The following is a 25,273-nucleotide window of genomic DNA, read 5'->3' as shown; positions in this document are numbered from 1 at the left end:
CCGGAACGACCCACCACCAGCGAGGACCCCATGCCGCTCACCGACCTGCCCCTCGACCAGCTGCGCGCCTACCGCCCGACCGTGCGGCGGCCCGACGACCTCGACGCCTTCTGGACCGCCACCGTCGCCGAGGCGCGGGCGGCCGGCGCCGGGACCGAGCCCGTGCTCGTCCCCGCCACCACGCCGGTCACGGCGCTCGACGTGCAGGACCTGACGTTCCCGGGCTTCGGCGGCGACCCCGTCCGCGCCTGGGTCTCGCGGCCGGCGGACTCGACGGGCGACCTGCCCGCCGTGGTCGAGTTCATCGGCTACGGCGGTGGTCGCGGGCTGCCCGGCGAGCGGGTCGCGTGGGCGCTCGCCGGGTACGTGCACGTCGTGATGGACACCCGCGGGCAGGGCAGCGGCTGGGGAACCGGCGGCGACACCCCCGACCCGCACGGGTCCGGCCCGAACGGTGGCGGGTGGATGGCGAGCGGCATCGCCTCGCCCGCCGAGCACTACTACCGGCGGGTCTACACGGACGCCGTCCGACTCGTCGACGCCGTGCGGACACTGCCGGGCGTCGACCGGGACCGCATCGCACTGACCGGCGGCAGCCAGGGCGGGGGCATCGCGATCGCGGCGGCCGCCCTGGTCGAGGCACACACCGCGCCGCTCGTCGCCGTGCTGCCCGACGTCGCGTTCCTGTCCGACTGGGAGCACGGCACCGACGTCGCGACCGGCGGCCCCTACCTCGAGCTCGCCCAGTACCTCTCCGTGCACCGGGACGCGGTCGACACCGTGTGGGACACCGCGGCGTACTTCGACGGCGTGAACCTGGCCGCAGGCATCACGGCCCCGGCGCTGTTCTCGGTCGCCCTCATGGACGACGTGGTCCCGCCGCGCACGACCTTCGCTGCGTACAACGCGCTCGCGTCGACCGACAAGCACATCGAGGTCTACCCCTACAACGGCCACGAGGGCGGCGGCCACCGGCACTGGGAGCGGCAGGCCGCGTTCCTCGCTCGGCACCTCGGCTGACCCGCAGTTAAAGTTAACAACGTCGGACCGGCGACGATAAATTTAACGCCGCAACGCCGCAACGCCGCAACGCCGCAACGCCGCAACGCCGGAACGCCGCGACGCGCACTGCACCACTGGTCCTCGGCGAGGAGGCGCAGACTGGTGCGCGCATGCGAACCGATCTCCGCACCCCCACCGCCACCGAACAGCACGGCGCAGCGGTCGACGACGCCGTGGAGCTGTTCGAGGGCGTCTGCAGCAGTCACGACATCAACATCGGACAGGCGGTCTCCGAGGGGTTCTCGTACCGGTACCGCGCGGTCGGCGACGACCAGGTGACCACCGCGACGTCAGCGGTCGCGGCGCACCGCTGGGGCACGATCAACCCGGGGCGCCAGTACACCCTGGCGTGGGCGACCGGGCCGGGCATGGTCCTCGACACCGACCGCCGTGACCGGATCACCATGCGGCCGAACGTCCCCGTGATGTACCCGGCAGGACGCCCGTTCACCTTCGACGCCGCCCCCGCGGTCCAGCACGTGATCCGCTTCGACGGCGCCTTCCTCGAGTCCGTCTCGGCTGCGGTCCGCGGTGACCTCCCCGGCCCGCTGGACCTGCGCGCGGAGGCCGACCCGGACGCGCTCCCCGCACTGCGGCGGACCATCGCGGGCGCCGCCACGACCCTGTGGGACCCGGGCGCCGACCCCGTCGTCCGCTCGGTGCAGCACCGTCGCGTCGCCGAGGCCGTCATCGGGGCGTTCGACGTGACCGCTGCGTCCGGCGTCACGGCCGCAGGACGGGGATCGGTGCGGGTCGCGCAGGAGTGGATCGCCGCGAACGCGCACCGCCCGCTCACCACTGCCGACGTCTGTCGCGCCACCGGGCTCAGCGCCCGCGGGCTGCAGGCGGCGTTCCACCGCGTCGGAGCCGCGAGCCCGATGCAGTTCCTGCGCGACGTGCGACTGCACCGGGTCCGTGCCGCGCTCGAGGCCGGGGACCCGACCACCACCACGGTCTCCGAGGTGGCGCAGGCGTGGGGGTTCGCACACCTCGGCCGGTTCGCGGGGACCTACGCCGGCGCCTTCGGCGAGCGCCCCTCGGACACGTTGCACCGCAGGGCCCGACGGGACACCGGTCAGTCGCCGAGCAGCGCTCCGACGGCGTCCACGACGACCTGACGGCGGCGCTGCGGCACGACCGCGGCGACCGGAGCGGACGCCTCGGGCCGGAGCGTCGACCAGACCTCCGCGAGCTGGACGACCAGCCCGTAGAGCACCGCGGGGCGGAAGCGCCGCGGGAGCACACCGGCGCGCTGTGCCCGCTCGACCTCGGCGACGTCGTCGGCGTACTGCTCGGCGAGCGCCTCGATCGGTGTCTCCGGCCGCTCGAGCCGGTGCCAGGTGGCGAGACGCTGCACCCAGGGACGCTCGACCAGGACGTCGTGCAGGCGTCCGGCCCACGCCGCCAGGTCGGCCGTGTCGAGCGGCGCGGCCTCGTGCACGGCCGTCAGCTCGCTCGTCAGCAGCGCGTCGAACAGGCCGTCCTTGCCCCCGAAGTAGTGGAACACCTGCGCCTTGTTGCTCCCGGCGTCGGCGGCGAGGCGCTCGATCCGCGCCCCGCCCAGCCCGTGCGCAGCGAACTCGTCGCGGGCGGCGGCGAGCAGGGCCGCACGCATCGCGTCGGCAGCGGGGGGTGTGAAGCGGGCCATGCCCGACACGGTACCGATCCGCGGCCCGGTCCCGCAGGCGACGCGGCGACCGGAGACGCAACGGGAGGCCCGTGGCGGCGTCGCCACGGGCCTCCCGTACGTCTCGTGCTCGGGTCGGCTACTCCGCCGTCTCGTCGTCCTCTTCGGGGTTGAAGTGCGAGTCGTCACCGGCGAAGCCGGCGGCGACGCCCTCGGGGTGCGCGGGGATCGTGCCGTCCTCGCCGAGGCCGTCGGCCTTCTCGGTGCCCTCGGGGTCGTTGGTGGTGTCGCGGGGGTCGTGTGCGTCCGACATGGCGTGCTCCTTCACGGTGTGAGGAGTGCCACGGTACCCACGCTCCCCCGGGGTTCCCGGAGCGAGGTCGGGTCCCGGACCTCCCGGTGCGGGCCGCGGCCGTGTAGCCTCACGAGCACCGACACCGGGAGGGGCGGCATGGGGCACTCGGACGACGACCGACCGTGGGGTGACGACGCGTTCGAGCATCCGCGGAGGCGCGGGTGGTTCGCGACCGCGGTGAGCATCGTGACCCGCTCCCTCACGACCGTGGGCGCTGCGAGGAACGGCGGCCAGTCGCCGCGACAGCTGCCGCTCGCCCCACCGCCGGGTCGGTACGACCACCGCCCCTGACGGGGTCGTCCCGGTGTGGCGCTCCGGCCGCTCCGTGTGAGGTCTCGAGTGCTCGCGGAGTGCGTCGACCGGCCTGCCGGGCGAGCGCGGTACCGGTCGGTCCGCTTGGCTGATCGCAGGTCGTCGGAACCACCGACGCGCGATCCGGAAGGCCACGATGGACTGGCAGTTCGACGGCATCCCCCTGCACCCGCTCCTCGTGCACCTGACCACGGTCTCGGTGCCCGTCGCGGCCCTCACCGCGATCGTGACGGCGGCCTGGCCGGCAGCCCGACGGTGGCTCGCGGTCGGCGCGCCGGCCATCGCCCTGGTGGCGCTGGTCTCGGTGCCGCTCGCGACCTCGTCCGGCGAGTGGCTCGAGCACCGCGAGCGTGAGACCGCGCTGCTCGAGCGGCACACCGAGCTCGCCGACGGACTGCTGCCGTGGTCGATCGCGGTGTTCGTGCTGCTGACGCTCTGGTGGGGCTGGCACCGCTTCGCCGCCCCGCGGGTCGCGGACGCCGGGCTGGCACGAGCGGTGGGGATCGTCGGCCCCGTGCTGCTCGTCGCCGCCGGCATCGGCTCGCTCGTCGAGGTCGTCGTGATCGGTCACGCCGGCGCCGTGTCCGTCTGGAAGGGCTGACCGGACCCGCCGGCGGGATGCGCACTGCTCCCGCCGTCCTCACAGCCTCGGGGCGGAGCGTGACGGGCGTCCCCCGCGTTCCGCGGACAGTCATCGAACAGGAGCAGCGTTGAGCAACGACAGCACGACCGGCACGCACGGCACCGACGACAGCGGGCAGCACGACACCGCGACCCCGCAGGGCGCGTCCTTCCACGGTTCCCACGGCCGGGACGCCGACGGCACCGACACCTGCAGCTTCCACATGGCCGGGTCCCTGCCCGCCGGTGGTGACCACCTGGGCGGGACGTTCGGTCAGGCACCGTCGTCGCTCGAGGGCTGGTACCCGCAGCGGCTCCGTGTCGAGCTGCTGCACCGCAACGGCGTCGACGCCGACCCGCTCGGTGCGGACTTCGACTACGCGGCGGCCTTCGCGACGATCGACCTCGACGAGCTCAAGCGCGACATCACGCAGCTGCTCACGACCTCGGTCGACTGGTGGCCCGCGGACTACGGCAACTACGGCCCGCAGATGATCCGGATGGCCTGGCACGCCGCGGGGACCTACCGGATCGCGGACGGTCGCGGCGGAGCGGGCACCGCGATGCAGCGCTTCGCCCCGATCAGCAGCTGGTGGGACAACGGGAACACCGACAAGTCGCGACGTCTGCTCCAGCCGATCAAGCACAAGTACGGCAACGCGCTCTCGTGGGCCGACCTGATGGTCCTCACGGGGAACTGCTCGCTCGAGCTCATGGGTCTGCCGACGTACGGCTTCGGCGGCGGTCGACTCGACGCGTGGGAGCCGGACGAGGGCACCTGGTGGGGCCCGGAGGTCCGGGACCCGCACCACGTCGAGAGCCAGGACGACATGGTCCAGCGCGACGAGCGGTGGCACGGCGAGAACGGCGACGCGGACTACGACCTGCAGAGTCCGCTCGCTGCCTCGCACCAGGCGCTCATCTACGTGAACCCCGAGGGACCGTACGCGAACGGCGACCCGATGGGCTCGGCGCGGGACATCCGCATCACCTTCAGCCGGATGGCCATGAACGACGAGGAGACGGTCGCCCTGATCGCCGGCGGCCACGCGTTCGGCAAGAGCCACGGCCAGGTCCCCGCAGCCGAGATCGGTCCGCCGCCGGAGATCGCGCCGATCGAGGCGATGGGGCTCGGGTGGCACAACCCGAAGGGTGCCGGCAACGGCAAGGACACGATGACGAACGGCATCGAGGGCAGCTGGACCCAGGACCCGACCCGCTGGGACAACAGCTACCTGGAGAACCTGTTCGGCCACGAGTGGGAGCAGACCAAGAGCCCGGCGGGCGCCCTGCAGTGGACCCCGGCGGACCCCGAGGCCCCGCGCACCCCGGACGCCCACGTGCCCGGCGAGACACACGCGCTCATGATGATGACCTCGGACATCGCGCTCAAGGTCGACCCGGCCTACCGCGAGGTGTGCGAGCGCTTCCTCGCCGACTTCGACCTGTTCACCACGGCCTTCTCGAAGGCCTGGTACAAGCTGACGCACCGCGACATGGGGCCGAAGCACCGCTACCTCGGTCCGGAGACGACGATCTCGGACGACCTGCTGTGGCAGGACCCGCTGCCCGACCCGGTCGGCGAGCCCCTGAGCGACGCGGACGTCGAGACGCTCCGAGCGGCGATCCGGTCGACCGGCACCTCGGTCTCCGACCTGGTCGTCACCGCGTACTCCGCCGCGTCGACCTACCGGGACAGTGACAAGCGCGGCGGTGCCAACGGCGGGCGGATCGCGCTCGCCCCGCAGAAGGACTGGCCGATCAACCGGCGGACGGTCCCGGTCGTCGAGACCCTCCGCAGCGTCAAGGCCGCCTTCGAGCAGGACGGGAAGCACGTCTCGCTCGCCGACCTGGTCGTGCTCGCGGGCTGCGTCGGGGTGGAGGACGCCGCACGCGCCGCGGGTGTCGAGGTCACCGTGCCGTTCACGCCCGGCCGTGTGGACGCGTCCCAGGAGCAGACCGACGTCGAGATGTTCGAGTGGCTCCGGCCGATCGCCGACGGGTTCCGGAACCACGTGTCCGAGCGCTTCGCAGACTTCGCCCCCGGCGTCGCTCCGGAGGCGGTGTTCCTGGACCGTGCGAACCTCATGACGCTCACGGCACCGGAGTGGACGGTGCTGACCGGCGGGCTGCGGGTGCTCGGCGCGAACTGGGACGGCTCGTCGACGGGCGTCCTGACCGACCGCGTCGGCGCGCTGACGACGGACTTCTTCGTCAACCTCACCGACACCGACCTGGTGTGGACGAGGACGGACGAGCACGAGTCGACCTTCACCGGGACCGTGCAGGCCACCGGCGAGGAGCGGTGGACGGCCTCGCGGAACGACCTGGTGTTCGGGTCGAACGCGCAGCTCCGTTCGATCGTCGACGTCTACGCCGGCAGCGACGGGCGGGAGCGGTTCGTGCGGGACTTCGTCGCCGCCTGGGACAAGGTGATGATGCTCGATCGCTACGACGTCAAGGGGCACCGCCGGTACGGCCCGATGGCTGCCTGAGCCGGAGGCCGCTGTGCGCGGTCAGGCCCGGCCGAGGACGACGACCGTCACGTCGTCCTCGGCCCGCTCGGCCGCACGCAGCCGCACCGTCTCGAGGAAGGCGTCGACGCTCGACGCGGCGCGCAGGGTCCGCGCGAGGTCCAGCAGGGTGTCGATCGTCCCGTCACCCAGGTCGAGCGCCCCGTCGCTCACCACGACGAGGACGTCCCCGGGCTCCAGGACCGTGGTCGACGCCCTGCGCCGTGCACCCTCGGCGTGCAACCCCAGCGGCAGCCCGTGGGACCGGAGCACCCGAGGCGTCCCCGCCGCCGGCACGTGCACCGCCAGCCCGTGGCCCGCGTCCACCACGTCGACCACGCCGCTGGCCGGGTCGAGCCGGGCGTGGAACAGTGTGGCGAAGGCGCTCGCACGTCCGAGGTCCTCGGCGAGGGCGGGTTCGACGGCGGCGACGGCGGCCACGGGCGCGACGGTGCGGTGCTGCCGGAGGGCAGCCCGGATCCCGGCCGCGAGGAGCGCGGCCGGCTGCTCCTTGCCCATGACGTCGGCGAGCGTCAGCACGAGGTCGCCGTCGACGACCGACCAGTCGTGCAGGTCGCCGCTGAGGTCGCCGTAGGGCACCGTTGTGCCGGCGATCCGGTAGCCGTCGGGCGCGACGGCGCTCGGCGCGAGTGCGCCTGCGACCTCGAGCAGGCGGTCGTGGTGCAGCCCCTGGGCGAGCGCGCGCTCGGCCCAGTGTCCGAGGTCGATGAGCGCGGCGGTGTCCTGCGGCGAGAAGGCGCGCGGTCGCGTGTCCATCAGGCAGAGCGTCCCGACGGGCTCCCCACCCGCGATCGTGAGCGGGACGCCCGCGTAGAACCGGATGCCGCGCCGTGTCACGCCCGGCAGGTCGGCGGTCCGGGGGTCGGCCGTGGTGTCCGGCACGACGGTCGGCTCCGTGTGCTGCACCGTCAGCTGGCAGAAGGACCACCCGACCGGTCCGGAGACGATCTCGTCGGGCACGTTCGGGGTGAGGGTGTGCAGCAGGTCGTCGTCGAGCACGTTGACGTACGACAGCGGCACGTCGAAGACCTCGCGCGCGACCCGGACGATGCGCTCGAAGCGCTCCGACGGTGGCGCGTCGACGACGTCGAGTGCCGCCACGAGCGCGCTGCGCACGCGTGCCTGGTCGTCGGTGCTCACGGGTGTCGTCCTCCTCCTGGTCCACCGGGGCCGCGGTGCGTGGTGGCGCACCGTGACGCGGTCCCCGTGGAAGACTCGTTCCACGCTACCGGCCGGACGTCGGAACGCACGCGGACGCCGCCGCAGAGGCCCTGATCCGGACACTCCACGGCGGCGTCGGCAGCTCAGACGGTCGTCCAGGTCACGGTGCGCCGGTCGGCCAGCGTGACCTCGTGCACGGCGCCGGTCAGGCGCACGACCGCACGGTCCGTCGCCGACCGGGGGAACTCGTGCCGGACCGGACCGTCCCCGGACGCGACGATCCCGCCCGTCTCCACCGGGCCTCCCGGCCGCGACGCCGCCGCGTCGGACGCGACCCACACCTCGACGTCCCCCGGCTCGACCACCTTCCGCATCGCGCGGTCGGTGAAGGCGAACCGCTGCACCGGCACGTCGAACCGCACCGTGACGCACTCCCCCGCCGCGACCGCGACCCGGGCGTAGCCGAGCAGCTGCGCGACCGGGCGCGTGATCGACGCGTGCGGGTCGTGCCCGTAGAGCTGGACGACCTCGACGCCGTCCCGGTCGCCGGTGTTCCGCACGGTGACCGACGCGGTGAGCGCTCCGTCCGTGGACGCGGTCCCGTCCACCGTCAGGTCCTCGTACGCGAAGGACGTCCAGGTCAGGCCGTAGCCGAACGGTCGGACCGGCGTGGAGTCCGTCGCGGTGACGTCGGACGGTCCGCCGAGACGAGGGTGCAGGTACGAGTACGGCTGCGCGCCGGCGGACCGCGGCAGCGAGACGGGCAGGCGGCCGGACGGTGCCGCGGCACCGGTGAGCAGGTCGGCGATCGCGGTGCCGCCCTCCTCGCCGGGGAAGAACGCCTGGACGACCGCCGCGGGCTTCGGCTGGTCGCCGTCGAGTGCCCAGCCGATCGCGTACGGACGACCGGTCAGCAGCACGACGACGGTCGGCGTGCCGGTGGCGACGACGGCCTCGACGAGCTCGCGCTGCACGCCCGGCAGGTCGAGCGACTCGGAGTCGTTGCCCTCGCCGACCGTGCCACGACCGAACAGGCCGGCCTGGTCGCCGACGACGACGACCGCCACCGAGGACTCCCGCGCGACCGCCACCGCCTCGGCGAACCCGGCGCGGTCCTCACCCTCGACCTCGGCACCGCGGGCGTACCGGACCGTGTCGGACCCGAGCGCGTCCTGCATCGCCTCGAGCACGGTCGGGATCGCGAAACCGGCCTCCAGCCCGGGGTGCGTGGCCAGCACGTGGTTGGCGAAGGAGTAGCAGCCCTGCAGGGCCTCGGCGCGGTGGGCGTTCGGGCCGATCACCGCGACCGGGCCCTGCAGGTCGGCGCCCGGGGTCGGGGAGACGGGGGCTGAGGCGCCACCGTCGAGCGGCAGCACGCCGTCGTTCGAGAGCAGCACGAGCGACTCCGCCGCGAGCCGCCGCGCGAGCACCCGGTGCTCCGGCGAGTCGAGGTCGACACCGGTGGGCGGTTCGTCCTCGAAGACGTCCGGGTCGAGCAGGCCGAGCCGCTCCTTCTGCCGGAGCACGCGCAGCACGGCGCGGTCGACGAGGGCCTCGTCGACGAGTCCGCTGCGCACCCGCTCGACCAGCGGCGCCAGGTAGGCGTCACCGGTCGGCAGCTCGACGTCGATGCCGGCGGCGAGCGCCGTCGCAGCGGCCTCGCCGCGGTCACGGGCGACGCCGTGCATGACCTCGAGGAACGCGACGGAGAAGTAGTCGGCCACGACCGTGCCGTCGAACCCGAGCCGGTCGCGCAGCAGGTCGGTGAGCAGCGCGGGGTCGGCGGCGACGGGGACGCCGTCGACCTCGGCGTACGAGTTCATGACGCTCCGCGCGCCGCCGTCGACGAGGGCCATCTCGAACGGCGGCAGGAACACGTCGGCGACCTCGCGCGGTCCGGCGTGGACCGGGGCGTGGTTGCGGCCGGCGCGCGAGGCCGAGTAGCCGAGGAAGTGCTTGAGCGTGGCGTCGACGCCGGCGCTCTGCACACCGCGGACGTACGCGGTACCGACGGTGCCGACGAGGTACGGGTCCTCGCCGATGCACTCGTCGACCCGTCCCCAGCGGGGGTCGCGGACGACGTCGAGCACGGGCGCGAGGCCCTGGTGGACGCCGAGCTCGCGCATCGAGCGGCCGATCACGGCGCCGACGTGCTCGACGAGTTCCGGGTCGAACGACGCACCCCACGCCAGCGGTGTCGGGAACGTCGCGGCCTTCCACGCCGCGAGCCCGGTCAGGCACTCCTCGTGCACGAGCGCCGGGATGCCGAGGCGGGTCTCGCGCTTCAGCCGACGCTGCTCCGCCCACAGCCAGGCGGCGCGCTCGTCGGGCTCGACGGGACGGGTGCCGTACACGCGGGTGTACTGGCCGAGGCCGTGCCGGGTGACGTCGGTGAGCGTCGTGCCCTGCTGGGCCGCGGCCATCTCGCCCTGCATCGGGGCGACGACGCCGTTCTGGTCGAGCCAGTAGCCGACCAGCTGCGCGGTCTTCTCCTCGAGGGTCATCGCGGCCAGCAGCGTGGTGACGCGGTCGGACGCGGTCGCGTCCGTGACGTGTCCCGGGTCGGACGGGAGGCCCGTGGCGGCGTCGCCACGTCCCTCCCGTCCGTCACGGGTGGCGGCGGGCCGCGGTGCGGACGTGCCGCGTGCCGCCTGGCCGTCGGTGGTGACCGTGTGGTCGAGCGTGGTCACCCCTTCACCGCCCCGGTCAGACCGCCGACGATGCGCTTCTGGAAGATCGTGAAGAACACCAGCGCGGGGATCATCGACATCGACGTGAAGGCGAGCACCTTCGCCGTGTCGACGGAGTACTGCGACGAGAACGCCTGGACGCCGAGCGGCAGCGTGTAGGCGGCCTCGTTGTTGAGGATGAACAGCGGCAGGATGTAGCTGTTCCAGCTGCCGATGAACGCCAGGATGCCGACGGTCACCACACCGGGCAGGGACAGCGGGACGATCATCCGGAAGAAGAAGCCGAGGCGGCTGGCCCCGTCGATCGAGGCGGCCTCCTCGAGCTCGTCCGGGATCGCCCGCAGGAACGGCACCAGGATGATGACGGTCGTCGGCAGGGCGAAGGCGATCTGCGGCAGGATCACGCCCGCCAGGCTGTTCGTGAGACCGAGGTCCTTGACGAGCAGGTAGAGCGGTGTGATCGCGACCGTGATCGGGAACATCAGGCCCGCGGCGAACAGCGCGTACACCGCACCGCGACCCCGGAAGGAGTAGCGGGCGAGCACGAAGCTGACCATGAGCCCGAGCACGACGACGCCGAGCGTCGTGGTGACCGCGCTGATCGTCGAGTTGCCGAGCTGCTGCCAGAAGATCCCGCTCGACAGGACCGATCCGTAGTTGCCGAACTGGAACGGTGCCGGCAGACCGGCCGGGCTCGTCGTGATCTGCGAGTTCGTCCGGAACCCGCCCAGCACGATGTAGAGCACCGGGGCGAGGTTCGCGGCGACGAACAGGATCGCGACGACGTAGGTCAGTGGGCTCGCCTGGCCGAGTGCTGCGCCGGACTTCCGTGCCCGGGCACCGCGGCGGCCGGGGGCGACGAGGTTGGTGGTGGCGCTGGTGACGGCCATCAGTGCTTCCTCTCGGTGATGGCGCCGGCGGTGTCCCGACGGAGCACGAAGTGCTGGTAGACCAGGGCGACGGCGAGCGAGATCAGGAACATGACCACCGCGACGGCACTGCCGAAGCCGTAGTTCCCCGAGGTCCGGCCGTTCGCGACCATGTACGTCGCCATGGTCGAGGTCCCTGCGGTCGACGAGATGTACTGGCCCCAGATGATGTAGACGAGGTCGAACAGCTGGAGCGAGCCGATGATCGACAGGAACGCCCAGATGCGGATGGTGGGGCCGAGCAGCGGCAGGGTGATGCGGCGCTGGATCTGCCAGTAGCTCGCACCGTCGATCGCCGCGGCCTCGAAGAGCTCCTCGGGGATGCTCTGCAGACCGGCCAGGAACAGGATCACCGCGAAGCCGATGTACTTCCACGAGATGATCGCGAGGAGGCTCCAGATGGCGATGTCCGGGTTGGACAGCCAGTCCTGACGGAGTCCGCCGAGTCCGATGCCCTGCATCAGGTCGTTCACGGCGCCGTTGGACTGCAGCATGAGGCTCCAGCCGGTGCCGACGATGACCTCGGAGATCACGTAGGGCACGAAGACGAGCACGCGGACGAGCCCGCGGCCGCGCATCTTCTGGTTGAGCAGCAGGGCGAGGACGATGGCGATCGGGCCCTGGAGCACGAGCGACATCACGACGATGAAGCCGTTGTGCAGCAGGACCGACTGGAACGCCTTGTCCTGGAAGATGATCAGGTAGTTCTGCAGCCCGACGAAGTTCGTCGGCGGGCCGTAGCCCTGCCACTTGTAGAAGCCGTAGTACGCGGCGAGCGCCACCGGCAGGATGACGAACGTCACGAAGACGATGACCGCGGGTCCGGCGAGGACCGCGATCTCGACGCGCTTGCGCCAGTCGGCGACGCGCTGGGCGGTCCGCCGGGCGGGGAGCGGCGAACCGCTCCCCGCCGGGGACGTCCCGGGAGCCGTGCCCGACGCCTTCGCCGGGGTCGTGCCGAGGGAGGTGTCGAGCGCCATGATCAGCCCTTGGCCGCGGCCTGGTTGGTGGTCTCGACGATGTCCTTCGCGCTGCCCTTGCCGGCGAGCAGGTCGACGACGCTGGTGTTCAGCGCGTTGCCGACGTTCTGGCCGTACAGGGTGTCGAGGTACTGCGAGACGAACGGGGCCTCCTGGTAGGCGGCGAGGGCCGTCTTCAGGTAGGGCTCGGACACGACGGACTGCGCGTCCTTGTTGACGGGGATCGCGTTGAAGGCCTTGTAGTACGCCTCCTGGTTGTCCTTCTGCACGATGAAGTTGAGGAAGTCCGTGCAGGCCTTCTTCGGGGCCTGTGCCGAGCAGGAGTTGCCGTCGACACCACCCATCATCGACTTCGGGTCACCCTTGCCGCCGTCCACCGCGGGGAACGGGAACCACCCGAGGTCGCCGAGCGGCTTCGCGTCGGGGGTCAGCGAGGCGATCACGCCCGGGTCCCAGGCGCCCATGAGTTCCATCGCGGCCTTGTGGTTCGCCAGGAGTCCGGCCGAGCTGCCGGCGCCCTGCTGCGCGGCGGTGGTGAGGAAGCCCTGGTTGAAGGGCTTCGTCGCGTTGAAGTCCTCGAGCTGCTGGCCGGCCTTGGTCCAGCACGCGTCGTCGAACTCGAGCGTCTTCGCCGCGTCGTTCAGCGTCTTCTCGCTGCACTCGCGGAGCGCGAAGTTGTAGTACCAGTGCGCGGCGGGCCAGGCGTCCTTCGCGCCGACGGCCACCGGGTCGATGTCCTTGGCCTTGAGCTTGGCGATGTCCTCGTTCAGCTCGTCCATCGTGGTCGGGGTGCCGTCGATGCCGGCCTGCTCGAACAGGTCCTTCGAGTACCAGATGCCCTCGGGGAGCACGGCGCCCGGCATGGCGTAGGTCTTCCCGTCCTTCTCGTACCCGGCGAAGGTGCCCTTGCTGATCGACTGCTTCGCGTCGTCGCTGATCGAGTCGGAGATGTCCATGAGCTGACCGGCCGCGATCATCGCGTCCATCTTGCCGCCGCCGCGCTGCAGGAAGACGTCCGGGCCGTCACCGGAGTTGAGCGCGGTCTGGAGCTTGCCGTCCAGGTCCTCGTTCTGGATCGCCTGGGTCTTGATGGTGACGTTCGGGTACTTCTCCTCGAACGCCTTGACGGTGCTGTCCCAGTAGGCCTTGCCCGGACCGGTGGTCGAGTTGTGCCAGAAGGTCATCGTGACCTTGCCGCCGTCCTCCGACGGGTCGCTGCCGCCGGCGGAACAACCCGCCAGCGTGAGAGCGGTGGCCCCGACCAGCGCGATGGCTGCCGCGGCACGGATCTTCCTCGTCATCGTGGAACTCCTCGGTGTCGTCGTTGACGTTCGCGGCAGTCGATGCCGCTGCGGAGAGCGTGCCAGCTGCTCCACGGGCTTGTCAATCGTTATCGATAACGTTTTCTAACCGTGATCTGCTCGCTGGCGGAACGCTGTGGCGGCGGTACGGTGAGCACATGCAGACCGCCGTCGACCACACGCCCGGACCGGGGCGGGTCACGATCGCGGACGTCGCGCGTGCCGCCGGCGTCTCGATCCCGACCGTGTCGAAGGTGGTCAACAACCGCGACGGCGTGGCGCCCGCGACCATGCTCCGCGTCCAGGAGGTGGTCGAGCGCCTGGGCTACGAGACGTCCCTCGTCGCGCGCAGCCTGCGGAGCTCCCGCACCAACGTCATCGGCATCCTGGTCCCCGAGTTCGAGCCGTTCTCGACCGAGCTCCTGCGCGGCGTCTCGGCGGCGACCACGGGGACCGGCTACGAGCTGCTCGCCTACGCCGGACTCGAGGCCGGCACGGGGCAGCCCGGGTGGGAACGCCGCTCGCTCTCACGCCTGTCCGGAACGCTCATCGACGGCGCCATCGTCGTGACCCCCTCCGCCGCCCTGTCGGGAGCGTCCATCCCCGTCGTCGCGATCGACCCGCACACCGGGCCGGAGGGCCACGCGACCGTCGACACCGACAACGTCGCCGGGGCCCGGGACGCCGTGGACCACCTGCTCGAGCTCGGGCACACCCGCATCGCCCACGTGCAGGGGCGCAGTGACCTGGCGTCGTCGCAGCTCCGCGAGACCGGCTACCGGGACGCCCTCGCCGCCGCCGGCATCGCGGTCGACGAGCGACTCGTGCGCGCCGGTGACTACCAGGAGGAGCGCTCGGCAGCCGTTGCTCACGAGCTCCTCACGCTGCCCGACCGGCCGACGGCGGTGTTCGCCGCGAACGACTCGTCGGCCATCGGCGTGCTGCACGCCGCAGCGTCGCTCGGGCTGCGCGTGCCCGAGGACCTGTCGGTCGTCGGGTTCGACGACGTCCCGCAGGCGTCGACCACGACGCCGCCGCTCACCACCGTGGCCCAGCCGCTCGCCGAACTCGGCGCGAGCGCGGTCGCGATGCTCCTCGCCATGCTCCGCGGCGAGCCCACGAGCGACCACGTGCGCCTGCGCTCGACGCTGCGCGTCCGGAGCAGCACGGCGCCGGCGCACGCCTGAGGCGCGCGGCCGCTGCGCGGCGCCTGCCGGCGCTGCGGAGCCCGTCGGTACGGCGAGCGGGCCACATCCGTCACGCTCGGCACTGCTGACAACCGATCGCACCCGCCCGACGCACGCCCGCGGCGGGTCGTACCCACTCAGCCGTCGCGACGGGCCGACGGACAGGTCGACGGACGGGAGCCGCGCGGCAGGCGCCGCGCCTCCCGGCGGTCCGGCGAGCGGGCCACATCCGTCACATTCGGCGCTGCTGGCAACCGATCGCACCCGCCCGACGCACGCCCGCGGCGTGTCGTACCCGCTCAGCCGTCACGACGTCCCGACGGATCGACGGACGGGAGGCGCGCGACGACCTGGCACCGCGCCTCCCGTCCGGCGGTGCTCGCCTGCTGCGCGATGGCGCGAGTCGTCCGCGGGAGCGACAGTGCGCCGCGGTCGGGAGACGGAATCACGTCGTTGCCGCGGCGCGGGCCGCGCCGCTCGCGCCCGCGGCGCCCACGACGCCTGCGGCACAACCGACGGCACGTCGCGCCACGGCTTTCCGTGGCGCGACGTGCTCCTGGTCATGCGTGAGCACGTCGCACCCGCCGACAGCGGCGCAGGCCGCGCCGCTCGCGCCGCTCGCGCCCGCGGCGCCAGCGGCACAACCGAAGACACGTCGCGCCACGGCGTTCCGTGGCGCGACGTGCTCCTGGTCGTGCGTGAGCACGTCGCGCCCGCCGCTGCGCGCTGCGCCGACCGGCGCAGCGCAGCGCTCAGCGCTCAGCGGCGCAGCGCTCAGCGCCGCAGCGTCTGCTTCGGGTACTCGCCGAAGCGCTCGGCGTAGGACGCCGAGAACCGCCCGAGGTGCGCGAAGCCCCACCGGCGCGCGATGTCCCCGACGGCACCGGCCTGCGGCCCTGCCTCGAGGAGCTCCTCGTGCACGCGGTCGAGCCGCACGTGGCGCAGGTAGGTCAGCGGGGAGACGTCGAAGACCCGCCGGAAGGACTCCTGGACGGACCGCACGCTCAACCCCGCGGCCTCGGACAGGTCGACGATCGACACCGGTTCGGCGGCGTGCGCGTGGATGTACTCCACGGCGGCCCGGAGCCGGGCGTTCCGCGGCTGCTCCAGCACGTCGGGCAGGTCGTCGCTCTGCGGCGGGAACATGTCGAGGAAGACCTCGGCAGCGGTGACCTTGGCGTCCTGCCACGCGTCTGAGTCCGGTCCGCCGACGCGCAGCGCCCGGGACAACGCCGTCAGGGCGCCCTGCCAGCGGTGCTCGATCGACTCGTCGGCACCGCGTCGCGCGTCGAACCGCATCGGCCGGTCCGCGACGTCCGCCCGCGCCGCGGCGACACGTCGGACGAACTCGCGGTCGAAGTGCACCAGTCGCTGGTCGTAGTCGGCGGTGACGAAGCCGAACTCCTCGTCGGCGGGGAACATCACCGGGGTGTCGTGCAGCATGGGCCAACGCTCACCGCGCATCTCGAGCTCACCCGTGCCGGTGCTGATCCACGTGACGACGTAGTCGACCGAGCCGACGGGCATCCAGCCCCGGATCTCGCCGTGCATCTGGGAGCGCCGGATGGTGACCTCGCTGTCCCCGATCGCGGTGTAGCGGTAGTCGAACCGCCCGTGGGACGGCACGGCGCTCCACCGCTCCCCCGCGTAGATGCCGCCGAGGGCGCGGACGGCGGCGTCCGGGCGCGTCCCGGACACCTCGAACCGCACCGGTGCGATGGTCTCCTCGGCGCCGAACGCCTCGATCAACGGGTCAGCCACGGCAGGTCCGTCGGCGTGGCTCTGTCCAGATGGCGCATGCTTCCTCGTTATCCGGATACGGTTCTGGGGTGGGTGCCGCGTAATGTCGCGCACGACCAATGCGCACGGAGGGGGCGACCACGTGAGTGAGATCGACCTGACGGCGGCGATCACCCGGCTCGAAGCCGCGATGGGTGCCCTCCGCGGCCGACTGCGCGAACGCCTCTCCGTCTCCGGCTCGGACCTCACGGTCCTGCAGTTCGTCGCCCGCGCCGCCGCGGCCGACCGGACGGTCCGGGTGAAGGACCTCGTGTCGCACCTCGGCCTGACGGGCCCGGCGGTCACCGGGACGGTCGACCGGCTCGAACGCGCCGGGCACCTGTGCCGCGTGCCGAACCCGGAGGACGGCCGCAGCCGGTTCATCGAGCTCACGCCGGACACGCAGCGCGCCTACGCCGCGGCGATGGACAGTACGAACGAGCACCTGCACGAGCTCCTGTCCTCCTTCTCCGAGCGCGAGATCACGCGGTACGTCCGCGTGATCGATCGTGTGATCGAGGCGCTCGAGTACGGCGCTCCGACCCCCTGACGGCAGGCTACGGGCGGCCGAGGACCCTGCTCGAACGTTTGTCCAACAAGCGCAGTTAGGTAACTTCCCGACCTATCTTGCCGGACGCGGAGTCGCCGTGCCCGTACCGTCACCACTGGGTACCCCCACACGGGGGTGGATCAGGGAAACGGGGAGGAACCATGGGTTCGTACCAGTCCGAGCCGGGCATCGACCCGGTGCGCATCGAGACGTTCCGCCGGATGCGCAAGCGGTGGAAGTACGGCGAGCTGCAGGACGCGAACGGCCTGTACGCCGACTTCTTCACCGACACCGCGCGCGACGCACGTCGCTGACGGCACGGCACCGTCCGGGCCGCGACGAGCGCGTACCGGCCGGGTGACGGACGGGAGGCCCGTGGCGGGATCGCCACGGGCCTCCCGTCCGTCACGGGGCCGGCGACCGGTCCGCGGTCACCGAGGCTGCGGACGTCACCCCTTGACCGCTCCGCTGGTGAGCCCGGAGACGATCGAGCGGCGGAACACCAGCACGAGGATGACGATCGGGATCGTCGCGGCGACGCTCGCCGCGAAGATCTGCGCGAACGGCACGGTGAACTGGGTCCCGAACAGGGCGATGCCGACCGGGATGGTCCGGAACGAGTTCTCGCTGTTGAAGGTGAGCGCCATGAGGAACTCGCTCCACGACGCCGTGAAGGTGAACACCCCGACGGTGAAGAGCCCGGGCTTCGCCATGGGCAGGATCACCGACAGCACGGTGCGCCAGGCGCCGGCGCCGTCGATCTCGGAGGCCTCCTCGATGGTCGAGGGGATCCCCTGCAGGTAGTTGCGCATGATCCAGATGGCGAAGGGCAGGTTGAACGCGACGTACGGCACGACCAGGCCCGGGTACGAGTTGAGCAGCCCGAGGTTCCGCTCGAGCAGGTACAGCGGCGTCAGGACCGCGATCGCCGGGAAGACCGACAGCATGAGCAGCGAGGTCATGATCGCCGTGCGGCCCTTGATCCACCGCCCGGCGAGGGCGTACCCGGCGAGGAAGGACAGCGCGAGCACGATGACCGTCGTCGCCACCGACACCACGATGCTGTTCACCATGTACTGCCCGAGGGCGTTGTCGCGGAAGGCCACGACGAAGTTGTCGAACGTCAGCGACTGCGGCACGACGGTCGGCGGCGACTGGGCGATCTCCGACGACGGCTTGAGCGAGGTCGAGACGAGCCAGTAGAGCGGCAGCGCGGTGAGCACGGCGATGACGACACCGCTGACGTTGACGGTGTTGACCCACTTCCGCCAGCCCTTGCGGACACGTTGACGGGGCATCAGGCATCCCCTCCCTTCGCCTGGTTCCGGAACGCCCGCAGGAAGAGCAGGCACCCGACGGCCACGATGACCGCGGTGCTGGTCGCGATCGCTGCGCCCGGTCCGATGTTGATGTCCTGGAAGAGCACCTTGTAGCCCATGATCGCGAGCGACTGGGTCGTGGTGCCCGGTCCGCCGTTCGTCAGCACGAACGGCAGGTCGAAGACGCCGAACGCCTGCAGCACGCGGAACAGGACCGCGATCGTCAGGGTCGGCGCCAGCTGCGGGACGACGACGCGCCAGAACGTCTGCCACCCGTTCGCCCCGTCGAGCTCGGCGGCCTCGTAGAGGTCCTCCGAGATCTGGACGAGGCCCGCGAGCAGGATGATCGCCACGAACGGCGTGGTCTTCCAGATGTCCGCGACCATCAGACCCGTGATCGCGGGGACCGGTTCACCGAGGATCACCGGGGCGTCGCCGAACAGCCCGAAGAACCACGTCGCGACGCCGTAGGTCGAGTCGTAGATGTACTTCCACAGCTGTGCGTTCACGATCGTCACGAGCGACCACGGCACGAGGAGCAGCGCGAGCATCCAGCCGCGGGTGACCCCCAGCCGTTCGAGCACCAGGGCGACGAGCATGCCGAGGACGAGCTCCACGGACACCGTGACGACCGTGTACAGCACCGTGAAGCCGAGCGCCCGGTACCAGTCGGCGCTCTGCAGCAGGGCCGCGTAGTTGCCGAGGCCGAAGCCCTGGATCGTGAAGCCGTCGTAGCCGATCTCGACGTCCGCGAAGCTCAGGACGATCGAGTACACCACCGGGAAGATCGTGACCGCGGCGACGACCAGGAGCGCCGGGGCGGCGAAGCCCCACGCACCCCGGGCACGGACGCGCTCCATCCGCGACCGAGCGCTCGTCGGGCGGTACCCGTCGGGCCTCCTCCGCGGAGTCCGTCCCTCGGCTGCGCCGGCCGGCGTCCGCGTCGCGGTGCCGGCGCTCACAGCGCGTCCCCGGTCAGGGCGAGCGAGATCGCGGAGGCCATCGCGCGGGTGCCGCCGTCGACGGAGGCCTGCCCGCCGAGGATGCTGTTGCCGTTCTGGTACACGCCCTGCGAGACCTTCGGGTAGTACGCCGTCGAGGTCGGACGGGGAACGAGCGTGATGCCCGCCGCGGTGTCGTACGTCGGGCGGTTCTGCCGCTTCGCGTCGTCGCTGACCAGGCTCGCGCTGCGGGCCGGCAGGACGCCGCCCTCGCGGGTGAGGAACTGCTGCGCCGTCTCGCTCGACATCCAGGCCGCGAAGGTGAGCGCCGCCGCGGGCTGCTGGGTGTGCGGGTTGATGTAGTTCCCCCACCCACCGATCGTCGAGTGGTGCTCGTCCGTGCCGTCGAACGTCGGGCGCGCGGCGAGACCGACCTTGCCCGCGACCGCGGAGTCCGGCCCGTTGGCGATGCCCCACGCGTACGACCAGTTGCGCAGGAACGCGGCGCGACCGCCTGCGAAGGCGTCGTTCGTGTCCTGCTCCTGGTACGTCAGGGTCGCGCGCGGTGCGGCGCCGTCGGTGATGAGCGACCGCATGAACTCGAAGGCGCGCTTCGTCTCCGAGCTCGTGGTCGCGGGCTTCGTCAGGTCGTCGTTGAGCAGCGAGCCGCCCGCGTCGGCGACGAACTCGGTGACGTTGCAGGTGAGGCCCTCGTACACGTCGCCCTGGAACGCCAGCCCGTAGTCGACGTCGCCCGTGTCGACGAGCTTCGCGGCGGTCTCCTTGACCTCCTCCCACGAGCGCGGGACCTGGAACCCGTGCTTGTCGAGCAGGTCCTGCCGGTACAGGAAGAACGACTCGTCGATGTAGAGCGGGAACATGTAGTAGGTCCCGTCGACGCTGGCGGCCAGCCGGAGTCCCTCGGGGAACTGCTCGAAGAAGTCCTCGCCGACGAGCTGGTTCACCGGGGTCGCGAGCTTGTTCTTCGCGAACTGCCCGGGCCACGCGACGTCGCCCAGGTACACGTCCGGTGTCGGGCTCCCCGCGGCGATCTGCGTCGTCAGGCTGGTGCGGTTCGTGTCGGTGTCGCTCGGGGCGCTGACGATCCGCACGCGGATGTTCGGGTGCTCCTTCTGGAACTCCGCGATCAACCGGCGACGGAGGTCACCGCCGTCCTTCGAGGCCACCTGCCCCGCCCACCAGCTGATCGTGACGTCACCCTCGGGCGGGTCGGTGGGCCACTGCTCGACGGTGGTGCGCTCCGGCCGGGTGGAGCAGCCGGCGAGCAGCAGCACCCCCGTGCCCCCGAGCAGGAAGAGCCTGCGGTCGATTGCCATCCGTCCTCCTCGACGAAGGGTGCGCGAGCACCCGGCGATCACGTGGCACCACAGAACCAAGCGCGCCTGAGCGACCGCACAGGGAGCCTGAGTAGGCGACGGACGGGAGGCGCGGTGCGGGCCCGCCACGTGCCTCCCGTCCGAGGCGTGGCCGCGCGGGTCAGCGGGTGGGTGCGGGGGCCGTCGACTCGGCGGGGCGGAGCACGCAGGGCAGCAGGAAGTGCGGGAGCTCGACGGACGTGCCGTCGAGGCGGTCGATCAGCGCGTCGGCCGCGCGCACGCCGAGCTCGCGACCGGGCGCGATCATCGTCGACAGGCGGGGGTGGTGCTGGTCCCCCGCTGCGGCCGACGACGCGATGCTGAGCACCGAGACGTCATCAGGCACCCTACGACCCGCGCCGTAGAGACCGACCAGCAGACCGGCGGACGAGTCGTCCTTCATCACGAGCACCGCGGTGACGTCCGGGTCCGCCTCGAGCAGGCGTCGGGCGGCGTCGCGACCGCCCTCGCTCCCGGGGCCGGCGTACACGATCGTTCCCGCACCGCCGCGCTCGGCGACCGAGCGGCGGAAGGTGTCCTCGACCCGCAGGTGCGGTGCGTACCCGGCCATCGGTGTGCCCTCGAGGCTCTCGAGCACGAGCCCGAAGCGCCGGTGGCCGAGACCCTGCAGGTGGTCGAGTCCGTCCTCGATGGTGGTCTCGAAGTCGATGTCCACGTACGGCAGCTCGTCCGCGTCGCGCGTCCGGCCGATCAGGGTGAAGGGCACCCCGAGCTCGGACAGCTTGACCACGCGCGGGTCGTCCATCCGCACCTCCATGAGGACGACGCCGTCGACGAGACCGCCGGAGACGAGGTCGTCGAGGTCGTCGCCGGCCGGGTCGACGGGCCAGAGCACCAGGTGGTACCCGCGCTCGGAGGCCCGCTCCGCGGCGTTCATGAAGAACTCGGACGTGGTCGGGCTGAAGCGGTTGCCCGTCGTCGGGAAGAGCAGGGCGATGATCCGCGTCCGCCGGCTGGCGAGCGCGCGCGCCACGACGTTGCCGCGGAACTTCAGCTCGCGCATCGCCGCGGTGACCTTCGCCGTCGTCGCCGGCGTGACGTACTTCGTGCCGTTCACCACGAACGACACCGTCGCGATGGAGACGCCGGCGCGGTCGGCGACCTGCTGCATCGTGGCCATCGGCCCCTCCTGATCGATCGGCACCGTCGGGTTCCGTGCACGTCCGGCGGCAGGCCGGCGACGGTGCCGTCCTGCTCCGCGTGCACTGCGGTGGTCACGAGCATAGACCCGCACCGGAACCAGAAAAGCGCTTTACAGGTGAAGCGCTTTTCTGTTAGCTTCTCGCCCCAGGACCACCGCGACGACGACGTCAGTGGAGTCGACGCACCGTGTCCTTCCCCGCATCCGCGAAGAGAAGAGCAGTGCAATGAAGCCTGGTTTCCGCTCCACGTCCCGCCGGGGCCGCGCCCTCGTCGGCGCCGCCGCGATCGTCGCGACGGTCCCCCTCGTCCTGGCCGGGTGCTCCGGCTCCGGCAACGCATCGTCGTCCGGCGGCGGCGGCAAGACCCTCACGATCGAGGACTACTACGACGCCAACTACGACCCCGTGTACCAGCAGTGCGCGAAGGACGTCGGCGTCGAGGTGAAGATCAACCACGTCGCCGGCGCCGGCCTCATCTCGAAGGTCCTGCAGCAGGCGTCGTCGCGCACCCTGCCCGACGTGCTCATGCTCGACAACCCCGACGTGCAGCAGATCGCCTCGTCCGGGGCGCTGTCCGACCTCGCCGACTACGGCCTCGACGCGGACGACGACGTCCCCGGCGTGAAGGGCGCGAACACGTTCGAGGGCAAGCTCTACGGGCTGCAGCCGAACACGAACTCCATCGCGCTGTACTACAACAAGAAGCTGCTCGACGAGGCAGGTGTCCAGCCGCCCAAGACGTGGGACGAGCTCAAGGAAGCCGCGAAGAAGCTCACGAACGGGTCGACGTACGGCTTCGCGATGAGCAACATCAACACCTACGAGGGCACCTGGCAGTTCCTGCCGTTCTTCTGGTCGAACGGCGGCGACGAGAAGGACATCGCGACGCCCGAGGCCGCGCAGGCGCTGCAGCTCGTGCAGGACCTGCAGGACGACGGCTCGATGTCGAAGAGCTCGATCAACTGGGCGCAGGCCGACGTCAACAACCAGTTCATCGCCGGCAAGGCCGCGATGATGATCAACGGTCCGTGGCAGCTACCGGCGCTCAAGAAGGCGAAGGACCTGGAGTTCGACAGCGTCCCGATCCCGACGCGCACCGGGTCCGAGACCGTCGCCCCGCTCGGCGGCGAGGCCTTCACCGTCCCGCAGACCGGGAACAAGGACACGATGCAGCTCGCCGGCAAGTTCGTCGGGTGCCTGAACAGCGACAAGATGCAGGCCGTCCTGGCCGGGGTCAGCGGCAACGTGCCCACCAACATCGAGGTCGGCAAGAAGTGGGCGGAGGACCACGCCGACGTGGCCTCGTTCGTCACCACCGTGCAGACCGCCCGGGCCCGGACGGCCGAGCTCGGACCGGACTGGCCCAAGGCCGCCACGAGGATCTACACCGCCGTGCAGCTCGCACTGACCGGCAAGGCCGACCCCGAGCAGGCGCTCGAGCAGGCGCAGTCGCAGAACCAGTAGCGGAGCCGGGGAGCCGGTCGCGAGACCGGCTCCCCGTTCCCTGACGGAAGGACCTGACATGAGCGCCTCCACGCAGATCCGGCCCCGGGCGACGACGCCCGCGGCCCCCGCCCGCCCCGGACAGCGCCGCGCGCGCATCCGGTCGTCCATCACCCGCTGGCTGTTCGTCGTGCCGGCCGCGGTGTTCGTGGCCCTGTTCTTCGGCTACCCCGTGGTCAAGAACATCCTGATGTCGTTCCAGGACTACACGACGAAGACCTTCTTCACCGGCGAGGCCCCCTGGGTCGGCCTCGGCAACTACATCGCGGTCTTCTCGAGCAGCGTCTTCACGACCAGCGTCGTCAACACCGCCCTGTTCACCGCGGGCTCGATCGTCCTGCAGTTCGTCCTCGGCCTCGGCCTCGCGCTGTTCTTCCGGCGGCACTTCCCGCTGTCGGGCTTCCTGCGCGGCCTGCTGCTCCTGCCGTGGCTGCTCCCCCTCATCGCCTCGAGCGCGGTGTGGAAGTGGCTGCTCGACCAGGACAGCGGTGCGCTGAACCAGCTGCTCGGCGTCGTCGGCATCGGCCCCGTGCCGTGGCTGGTCAGCCCGAGCCTGGCCCTCATCGCCGTCATCGGCGTGAACGTCTGGCTCGGCATCCCCTTCAACACGACGATCCTGTACAGCGGGCTGCAGTCCGTCCCGCCGGAGCTCTACGAAGCGGGCGCCCTCGACGGTGCCACCGGCGTCAAGGCGTTCTGGTACATCACCTGGCCGAGCATCCGGAGCGTCGTGAGCGTGGTCATCGTGCTCGGGGTCGTCTACACGCTGAAGGTCGTCGACATCATCCTCGGCCTGACCGGCGGCGGTCCCGCGAACTCGACGCAGACGCTCGCCACGAACGCCTACCACCAGTCGTTCATCAACTTCCAGTTCGGCATCGGAGCCGCGGTGAGCAACGTGCTCATCGTCGTCTCGTTCGTCTTCGCGATGGTCTACATCGCGATCTCCCGGAAGGCGGTCGACGAATGAGCGTCGGACTCGCGAACCAGACCGTGACCGTCACCCGCGCGATCACGACGAAGCGGAGCGCACGAGCGCCCCGCCCGCGCCGCACCGCGAAGGGGTTGCCGTTCACCATCCTCGGGATCGTGTTCCTCGCGATCATGGTCTTCCCCGTGTACTGGATGGTGAACACGAGCCTCCAGGCGACCTCGGGAGCCGCCACCGCGACCTGGTTCCCGTGGAACCCGACGTTCGCCGGCTACCGGGCGGCCTTCGCCCAGCAGGGGCAGAACTTCGTGTCGAGCATGATCATCGGCCTCGGCACCGTCCTGCTCACGCTGGCGATCGCGACCCCGGCGGCGTACGGCCTCGCCCGGTTCCGGATGCGCGGCACGAAGGTGTTCCTGCTCGTGCTGCTCATCACGCAGATGATCCCCGGCATCGTGATCGCCAACGCGCTGTACACGCTCTTCAACAACGTCGGGCTGCTCAACAGCTACGTCGGGCTGATCCTGGCCGACAGCGCCGTGCAGGTGCCCTTCGCGATCCTGCTCATGCGGGCGTTCATGGAGTCGATCCCGCCGAGCCTGGTCGAGGCCGCGCTCGTCGACGGGGCGAACGACCTGCGTGCCTTCGTGTCGATCGTGCTGCCGATCAGCCGCAACGCCATCGTCACCGCGGCACTCTTCACGTTCCTCGGCGCGTGGGGCGACTTCCTCATCGCGCTCACGCTCACCTCGACCGATGCGGTCCGACCGATCACGCTCGGCATCTACAACTACATCGGCTCGAACGTCACCGACTGGGGACCCGTCATGGCGACGTCGGTCCTCGCGTCCCTGCCGGCGGCCGTGCTCCTCATCGTCGCCCAGCGCTACATCTCCGCCGGTGCACTCGGCGGGGCGGTCAAGTGACGACCGCCCCCGACGTGCTCCACGCC

Annotated in this window: 22 protein-coding genes; 10 read left to right on the top strand and 12 right to left on the bottom strand. The window is 71.4% G+C overall.

Annotated elements, in window-relative coordinates; translation table 11 throughout:
• Positions 1 to 30: 30 nt before the first annotated feature.
• Positions 31 to 1,020, top strand: a complete 990-nt coding sequence (locus tag NI26_RS03540) for an acetylxylan esterase (protein ID WP_066652446.1) — start codon at positions 31 to 33, stop codon at positions 1,018 to 1,020.
• 152 nt (positions 1,021 to 1,172) lie between these two features.
• Positions 1,173 to 2,180: a helix-turn-helix domain-containing protein gene (locus tag NI26_RS03535; RefSeq protein WP_066652444.1), complete on the top strand. Its 1,008-nt coding sequence runs from the start codon at positions 1,173 to 1,175 to the stop codon at positions 2,178 to 2,180.
• Here NI26_RS03535 and NI26_RS03530 read toward each other — a convergent pair.
• Together NI26_RS03530 and NI26_RS17050 are read right to left on the bottom strand one after the other, a co-directional pair.
• Positions 2,138 to 2,710, bottom strand: a complete 573-nt coding sequence (locus NI26_RS03530) for a TetR family transcriptional regulator (RefSeq protein WP_066652443.1) — start codon at positions 2,708 to 2,710, stop codon at positions 2,138 to 2,140. The two genes, NI26_RS03535 and NI26_RS03530, sit on opposite strands and share 43 nt — an antisense overlap.
• Before the next feature lie 118 nt (positions 2,711 to 2,828).
• The gene (locus tag NI26_RS17050) at positions 2,829 to 3,002 is read right to left on the bottom strand and encodes a hypothetical protein (protein WP_200884131.1); all 174 of its coding nucleotides are present in this window, start codon (positions 3,000 to 3,002) and stop codon (positions 2,829 to 2,831) included.
• A 490-nt stretch (positions 3,003 to 3,492) separates the two neighbouring features.
• Here NI26_RS17050 and NI26_RS03520 point away from each other — a divergent pair, with 490 nt between their 5' ends.
• The gene (locus NI26_RS03520; protein WP_066652441.1) at positions 3,493 to 3,957 is read left to right on the top strand and encodes a DUF2231 domain-containing protein; all 465 of its coding nucleotides are present in this window, start codon (positions 3,493 to 3,495) and stop codon (positions 3,955 to 3,957) included.
• 109 nt (positions 3,958 to 4,066) lie between these two features.
• The gene (gene katG, locus NI26_RS03515; protein ID WP_235426485.1) at positions 4,067 to 6,472 is read left to right on the top strand and encodes a catalase/peroxidase HPI; all 2,406 of its coding nucleotides are present in this window, start codon (positions 4,067 to 4,069) and stop codon (positions 6,470 to 6,472) included.
• A gap of 21 nt (positions 6,473 to 6,493) precedes the next feature.
• Here katG and NI26_RS03510 read toward each other — a convergent pair whose 3' ends face one another.
• The 5 genes from NI26_RS03510 to NI26_RS03490 form a co-directional block, all read right to left on the bottom strand.
• Positions 6,494 to 7,651, bottom strand: coding sequence for a PP2C family protein-serine/threonine phosphatase (locus NI26_RS03510; protein ID WP_066652440.1), 1,158 nt, complete (start codon positions 7,649 to 7,651; stop codon positions 6,494 to 6,496).
• A 164-nt stretch (positions 7,652 to 7,815) separates the two neighbouring features.
• Entirely contained in the window at positions 7,816 to 10,188 is a 2,373-nt protein-coding gene (locus tag NI26_RS03505; protein WP_066657788.1) for a glycoside hydrolase family 3 N-terminal domain-containing protein, read from the bottom strand.
• Between the two features lie 170 nt (positions 10,189 to 10,358).
• Positions 10,359 to 11,252, bottom strand: coding sequence for a carbohydrate ABC transporter permease (locus NI26_RS03500; RefSeq protein ID WP_066652437.1), 894 nt, complete (start codon positions 11,250 to 11,252; stop codon positions 10,359 to 10,361).
• Entirely contained in the window at positions 11,252 to 12,271 is a 1,020-nt protein-coding gene (locus NI26_RS03495; protein ID WP_058728968.1) for a carbohydrate ABC transporter permease, read from the bottom strand. The genes NI26_RS03500 and NI26_RS03495 overlap by 1 nt, the downstream gene beginning before the upstream one ends.
• Before the next feature lie 2 nt (positions 12,272 to 12,273).
• Positions 12,274 to 13,572, bottom strand: a complete 1,299-nt coding sequence (locus NI26_RS03490) for an ABC transporter substrate-binding protein (protein WP_066652430.1) — start codon at positions 13,570 to 13,572, stop codon at positions 12,274 to 12,276.
• A gap of 158 nt (positions 13,573 to 13,730) precedes the next feature.
• Between NI26_RS03490 and NI26_RS03485 the strand changes: the two genes are divergently transcribed.
• Positions 13,731 to 14,759, top strand: coding sequence for a LacI family DNA-binding transcriptional regulator (locus tag NI26_RS03485; protein WP_066652428.1), 1,029 nt, complete (start codon positions 13,731 to 13,733; stop codon positions 14,757 to 14,759).
• 774 nt (positions 14,760 to 15,533) lie between these two features.
• Here NI26_RS03485 and NI26_RS03480 read toward each other — a convergent pair.
• The gene (locus NI26_RS03480) at positions 15,534 to 16,520 is read right to left on the bottom strand and encodes an AraC family transcriptional regulator (RefSeq protein ID WP_066652426.1); all 987 of its coding nucleotides are present in this window, start codon (positions 16,518 to 16,520) and stop codon (positions 15,534 to 15,536) included.
• A 121-nt stretch (positions 16,521 to 16,641) separates the two neighbouring features.
• On the opposite strand from NI26_RS03480, the gene NI26_RS03475 reads away from it, so the two are divergent.
• Positions 16,642 to 17,088 (top strand): MarR family winged helix-turn-helix transcriptional regulator, encoded by a 447-nt coding sequence (locus NI26_RS03475; RefSeq protein ID WP_066652420.1) that lies wholly within the window; start codon positions 16,642 to 16,644, stop codon positions 17,086 to 17,088.
• A 161-nt stretch (positions 17,089 to 17,249) separates the two neighbouring features.
• The gene (locus NI26_RS16770; protein WP_158407728.1) at positions 17,250 to 17,402 is read left to right on the top strand and encodes a hypothetical protein; all 153 of its coding nucleotides are present in this window, start codon (positions 17,250 to 17,252) and stop codon (positions 17,400 to 17,402) included.
• A 135-nt stretch (positions 17,403 to 17,537) separates the two neighbouring features.
• On the opposite strand, the gene NI26_RS03470 is transcribed toward NI26_RS16770, so the two are convergent.
• The 4 genes from NI26_RS03470 to NI26_RS03455 all read right to left on the bottom strand — a co-directional run bounded on the left by NI26_RS03470 (position 17,538) and on the right by NI26_RS03455 (position 21,865).
• Positions 17,538 to 18,386, bottom strand: coding sequence for a carbohydrate ABC transporter permease (locus tag NI26_RS03470; protein WP_081984659.1), 849 nt, complete (start codon positions 18,384 to 18,386; stop codon positions 17,538 to 17,540).
• The gene (locus NI26_RS03465; RefSeq protein ID WP_066652417.1) at positions 18,386 to 19,267 is read right to left on the bottom strand and encodes a carbohydrate ABC transporter permease; all 882 of its coding nucleotides are present in this window, start codon (positions 19,265 to 19,267) and stop codon (positions 18,386 to 18,388) included. Before NI26_RS03465 ends, NI26_RS03470 begins: the two co-directional genes overlap by 1 nt.
• Before the next feature lie 98 nt (positions 19,268 to 19,365).
• On the bottom strand, positions 19,366 to 20,685 hold the full coding sequence (locus tag NI26_RS03460) for an ABC transporter substrate-binding protein (protein ID WP_066652411.1): 1,320 nt from the start codon (positions 20,683 to 20,685) through the stop codon (positions 19,366 to 19,368).
• A gap of 160 nt (positions 20,686 to 20,845) precedes the next feature.
• Positions 20,846 to 21,865 (bottom strand): LacI family DNA-binding transcriptional regulator, encoded by a 1,020-nt coding sequence (locus NI26_RS03455; RefSeq protein WP_235426482.1) that lies wholly within the window; start codon positions 21,863 to 21,865, stop codon positions 20,846 to 20,848.
• Between the two features lie 247 nt (positions 21,866 to 22,112).
• On the opposite strand from NI26_RS03455, the gene NI26_RS03450 reads away from it, so the two are divergent.
• The 3 genes from NI26_RS03450 to NI26_RS03440 are packed head-to-tail and all read left to right on the top strand — an operon-like array spanning position 22,113 to position 25,247.
• Positions 22,113 to 23,351, top strand: coding sequence for a sugar ABC transporter substrate-binding protein (locus NI26_RS03450; protein WP_066652409.1), 1,239 nt, complete (start codon positions 22,113 to 22,115; stop codon positions 23,349 to 23,351).
• 58 nt (positions 23,352 to 23,409) lie between these two features.
• Complete coding sequence (locus NI26_RS03445) at positions 23,410 to 24,360, top strand: carbohydrate ABC transporter permease (protein ID WP_066652406.1); 951 nt, start codon at positions 23,410 to 23,412, stop codon at positions 24,358 to 24,360.
• Entirely contained in the window at positions 24,357 to 25,247 is an 891-nt protein-coding gene (locus NI26_RS03440) for a carbohydrate ABC transporter permease (protein WP_066652403.1), read from the top strand. Before NI26_RS03445 ends, NI26_RS03440 begins: the two co-directional genes overlap by 4 nt.
• The last annotated feature ends 26 nt before the right edge of the window (positions 25,248 to 25,273 follow it).

The organism is Curtobacterium sp. MR_MD2014 (genome assembly GCF_000772085.1).
Classification (GTDB): domain Bacteria; phylum Actinomycetota; class Actinomycetes; order Actinomycetales; family Microbacteriaceae; genus Curtobacterium.
The sequence above is the reverse complement of the archived record's forward strand: the minus strand, read 5'-3'. Positions and strand labels throughout refer to the sequence as shown.

What these genes read in the sequence shown, in the direction of transcription:
- NI26_RS03535 (WP_066652444.1), top strand. Translation starts at nt 1,173, where the DNA reads ATGCGAACCGATCTCCGCACCCCCACCGCCACCGAACAGCACGGCGCA.
- NI26_RS03485 (WP_066652428.1), top strand. Translation starts at nt 13,731, where the DNA reads ATGCAGACCGCCGTCGACCACACGCCCGGACCGGGGCGGGTCACGATC.
- NI26_RS03490 (WP_066652430.1), bottom strand. Translation starts at nt 13,572, where the DNA reads ATGACGAGGAAGATCCGTGCCGCGGCAGCCATCGCGCTGGTCGGGGCC.
- NI26_RS03495 (WP_058728968.1), bottom strand. Translation starts at nt 12,271, where the DNA reads ATGGCGCTCGACACCTCCCTCGGCACGACCCCGGCGAAGGCGTCGGGC.
- NI26_RS03440 (WP_066652403.1), top strand. Translation starts at nt 24,357, where the DNA reads ATGAGCGTCGGACTCGCGAACCAGACCGTGACCGTCACCCGCGCGATC.
- NI26_RS03445 (WP_066652406.1), top strand. Translation starts at nt 23,410, where the DNA reads ATGAGCGCCTCCACGCAGATCCGGCCCCGGGCGACGACGCCCGCGGCC.
- NI26_RS03520 (WP_066652441.1), top strand. Translation starts at nt 3,493, where the DNA reads ATGGACTGGCAGTTCGACGGCATCCCCCTGCACCCGCTCCTCGTGCAC.
- NI26_RS17050 (WP_200884131.1), bottom strand. Translation starts at nt 3,002, where the DNA reads ATGTCGGACGCACACGACCCCCGCGACACCACCAACGACCCCGAGGGC.
- NI26_RS16770 (WP_158407728.1), top strand. Translation starts at nt 17,250, where the DNA reads ATGGGTTCGTACCAGTCCGAGCCGGGCATCGACCCGGTGCGCATCGAG.
- NI26_RS03540 (WP_066652446.1), top strand. Translation starts at nt 31, where the DNA reads ATGCCGCTCACCGACCTGCCCCTCGACCAGCTGCGCGCCTACCGCCCG.
- NI26_RS03450 (WP_066652409.1), top strand. Translation starts at nt 22,113, where the DNA reads ATGAAGCCTGGTTTCCGCTCCACGTCCCGCCGGGGCCGCGCCCTCGTC.
- NI26_RS03465 (WP_066652417.1), bottom strand. Translation starts at nt 19,267, where the DNA reads ATGGAGCGCGTCCGTGCCCGGGGTGCGTGGGGCTTCGCCGCCCCGGCG.
- NI26_RS03460 (WP_066652411.1), bottom strand. Translation starts at nt 20,685, where the DNA reads ATGGCAATCGACCGCAGGCTCTTCCTGCTCGGGGGCACGGGGGTGCTG.
- NI26_RS03470 (WP_081984659.1), bottom strand. Translation starts at nt 18,386, where the DNA reads ATGCCCCGTCAACGTGTCCGCAAGGGCTGGCGGAAGTGGGTCAACACC.
- NI26_RS03500 (WP_066652437.1), bottom strand. Translation starts at nt 11,252, where the DNA reads ATGGCCGTCACCAGCGCCACCACCAACCTCGTCGCCCCCGGCCGCCGC.
- NI26_RS03455 (WP_235426482.1), bottom strand. Translation starts at nt 21,865, where the DNA reads ATGGCCACGATGCAGCAGGTCGCCGACCGCGCCGGCGTCTCCATCGCG.
- NI26_RS03530 (WP_066652443.1), bottom strand. Translation starts at nt 2,710, where the DNA reads ATGGCCCGCTTCACACCCCCCGCTGCCGACGCGATGCGTGCGGCCCTG.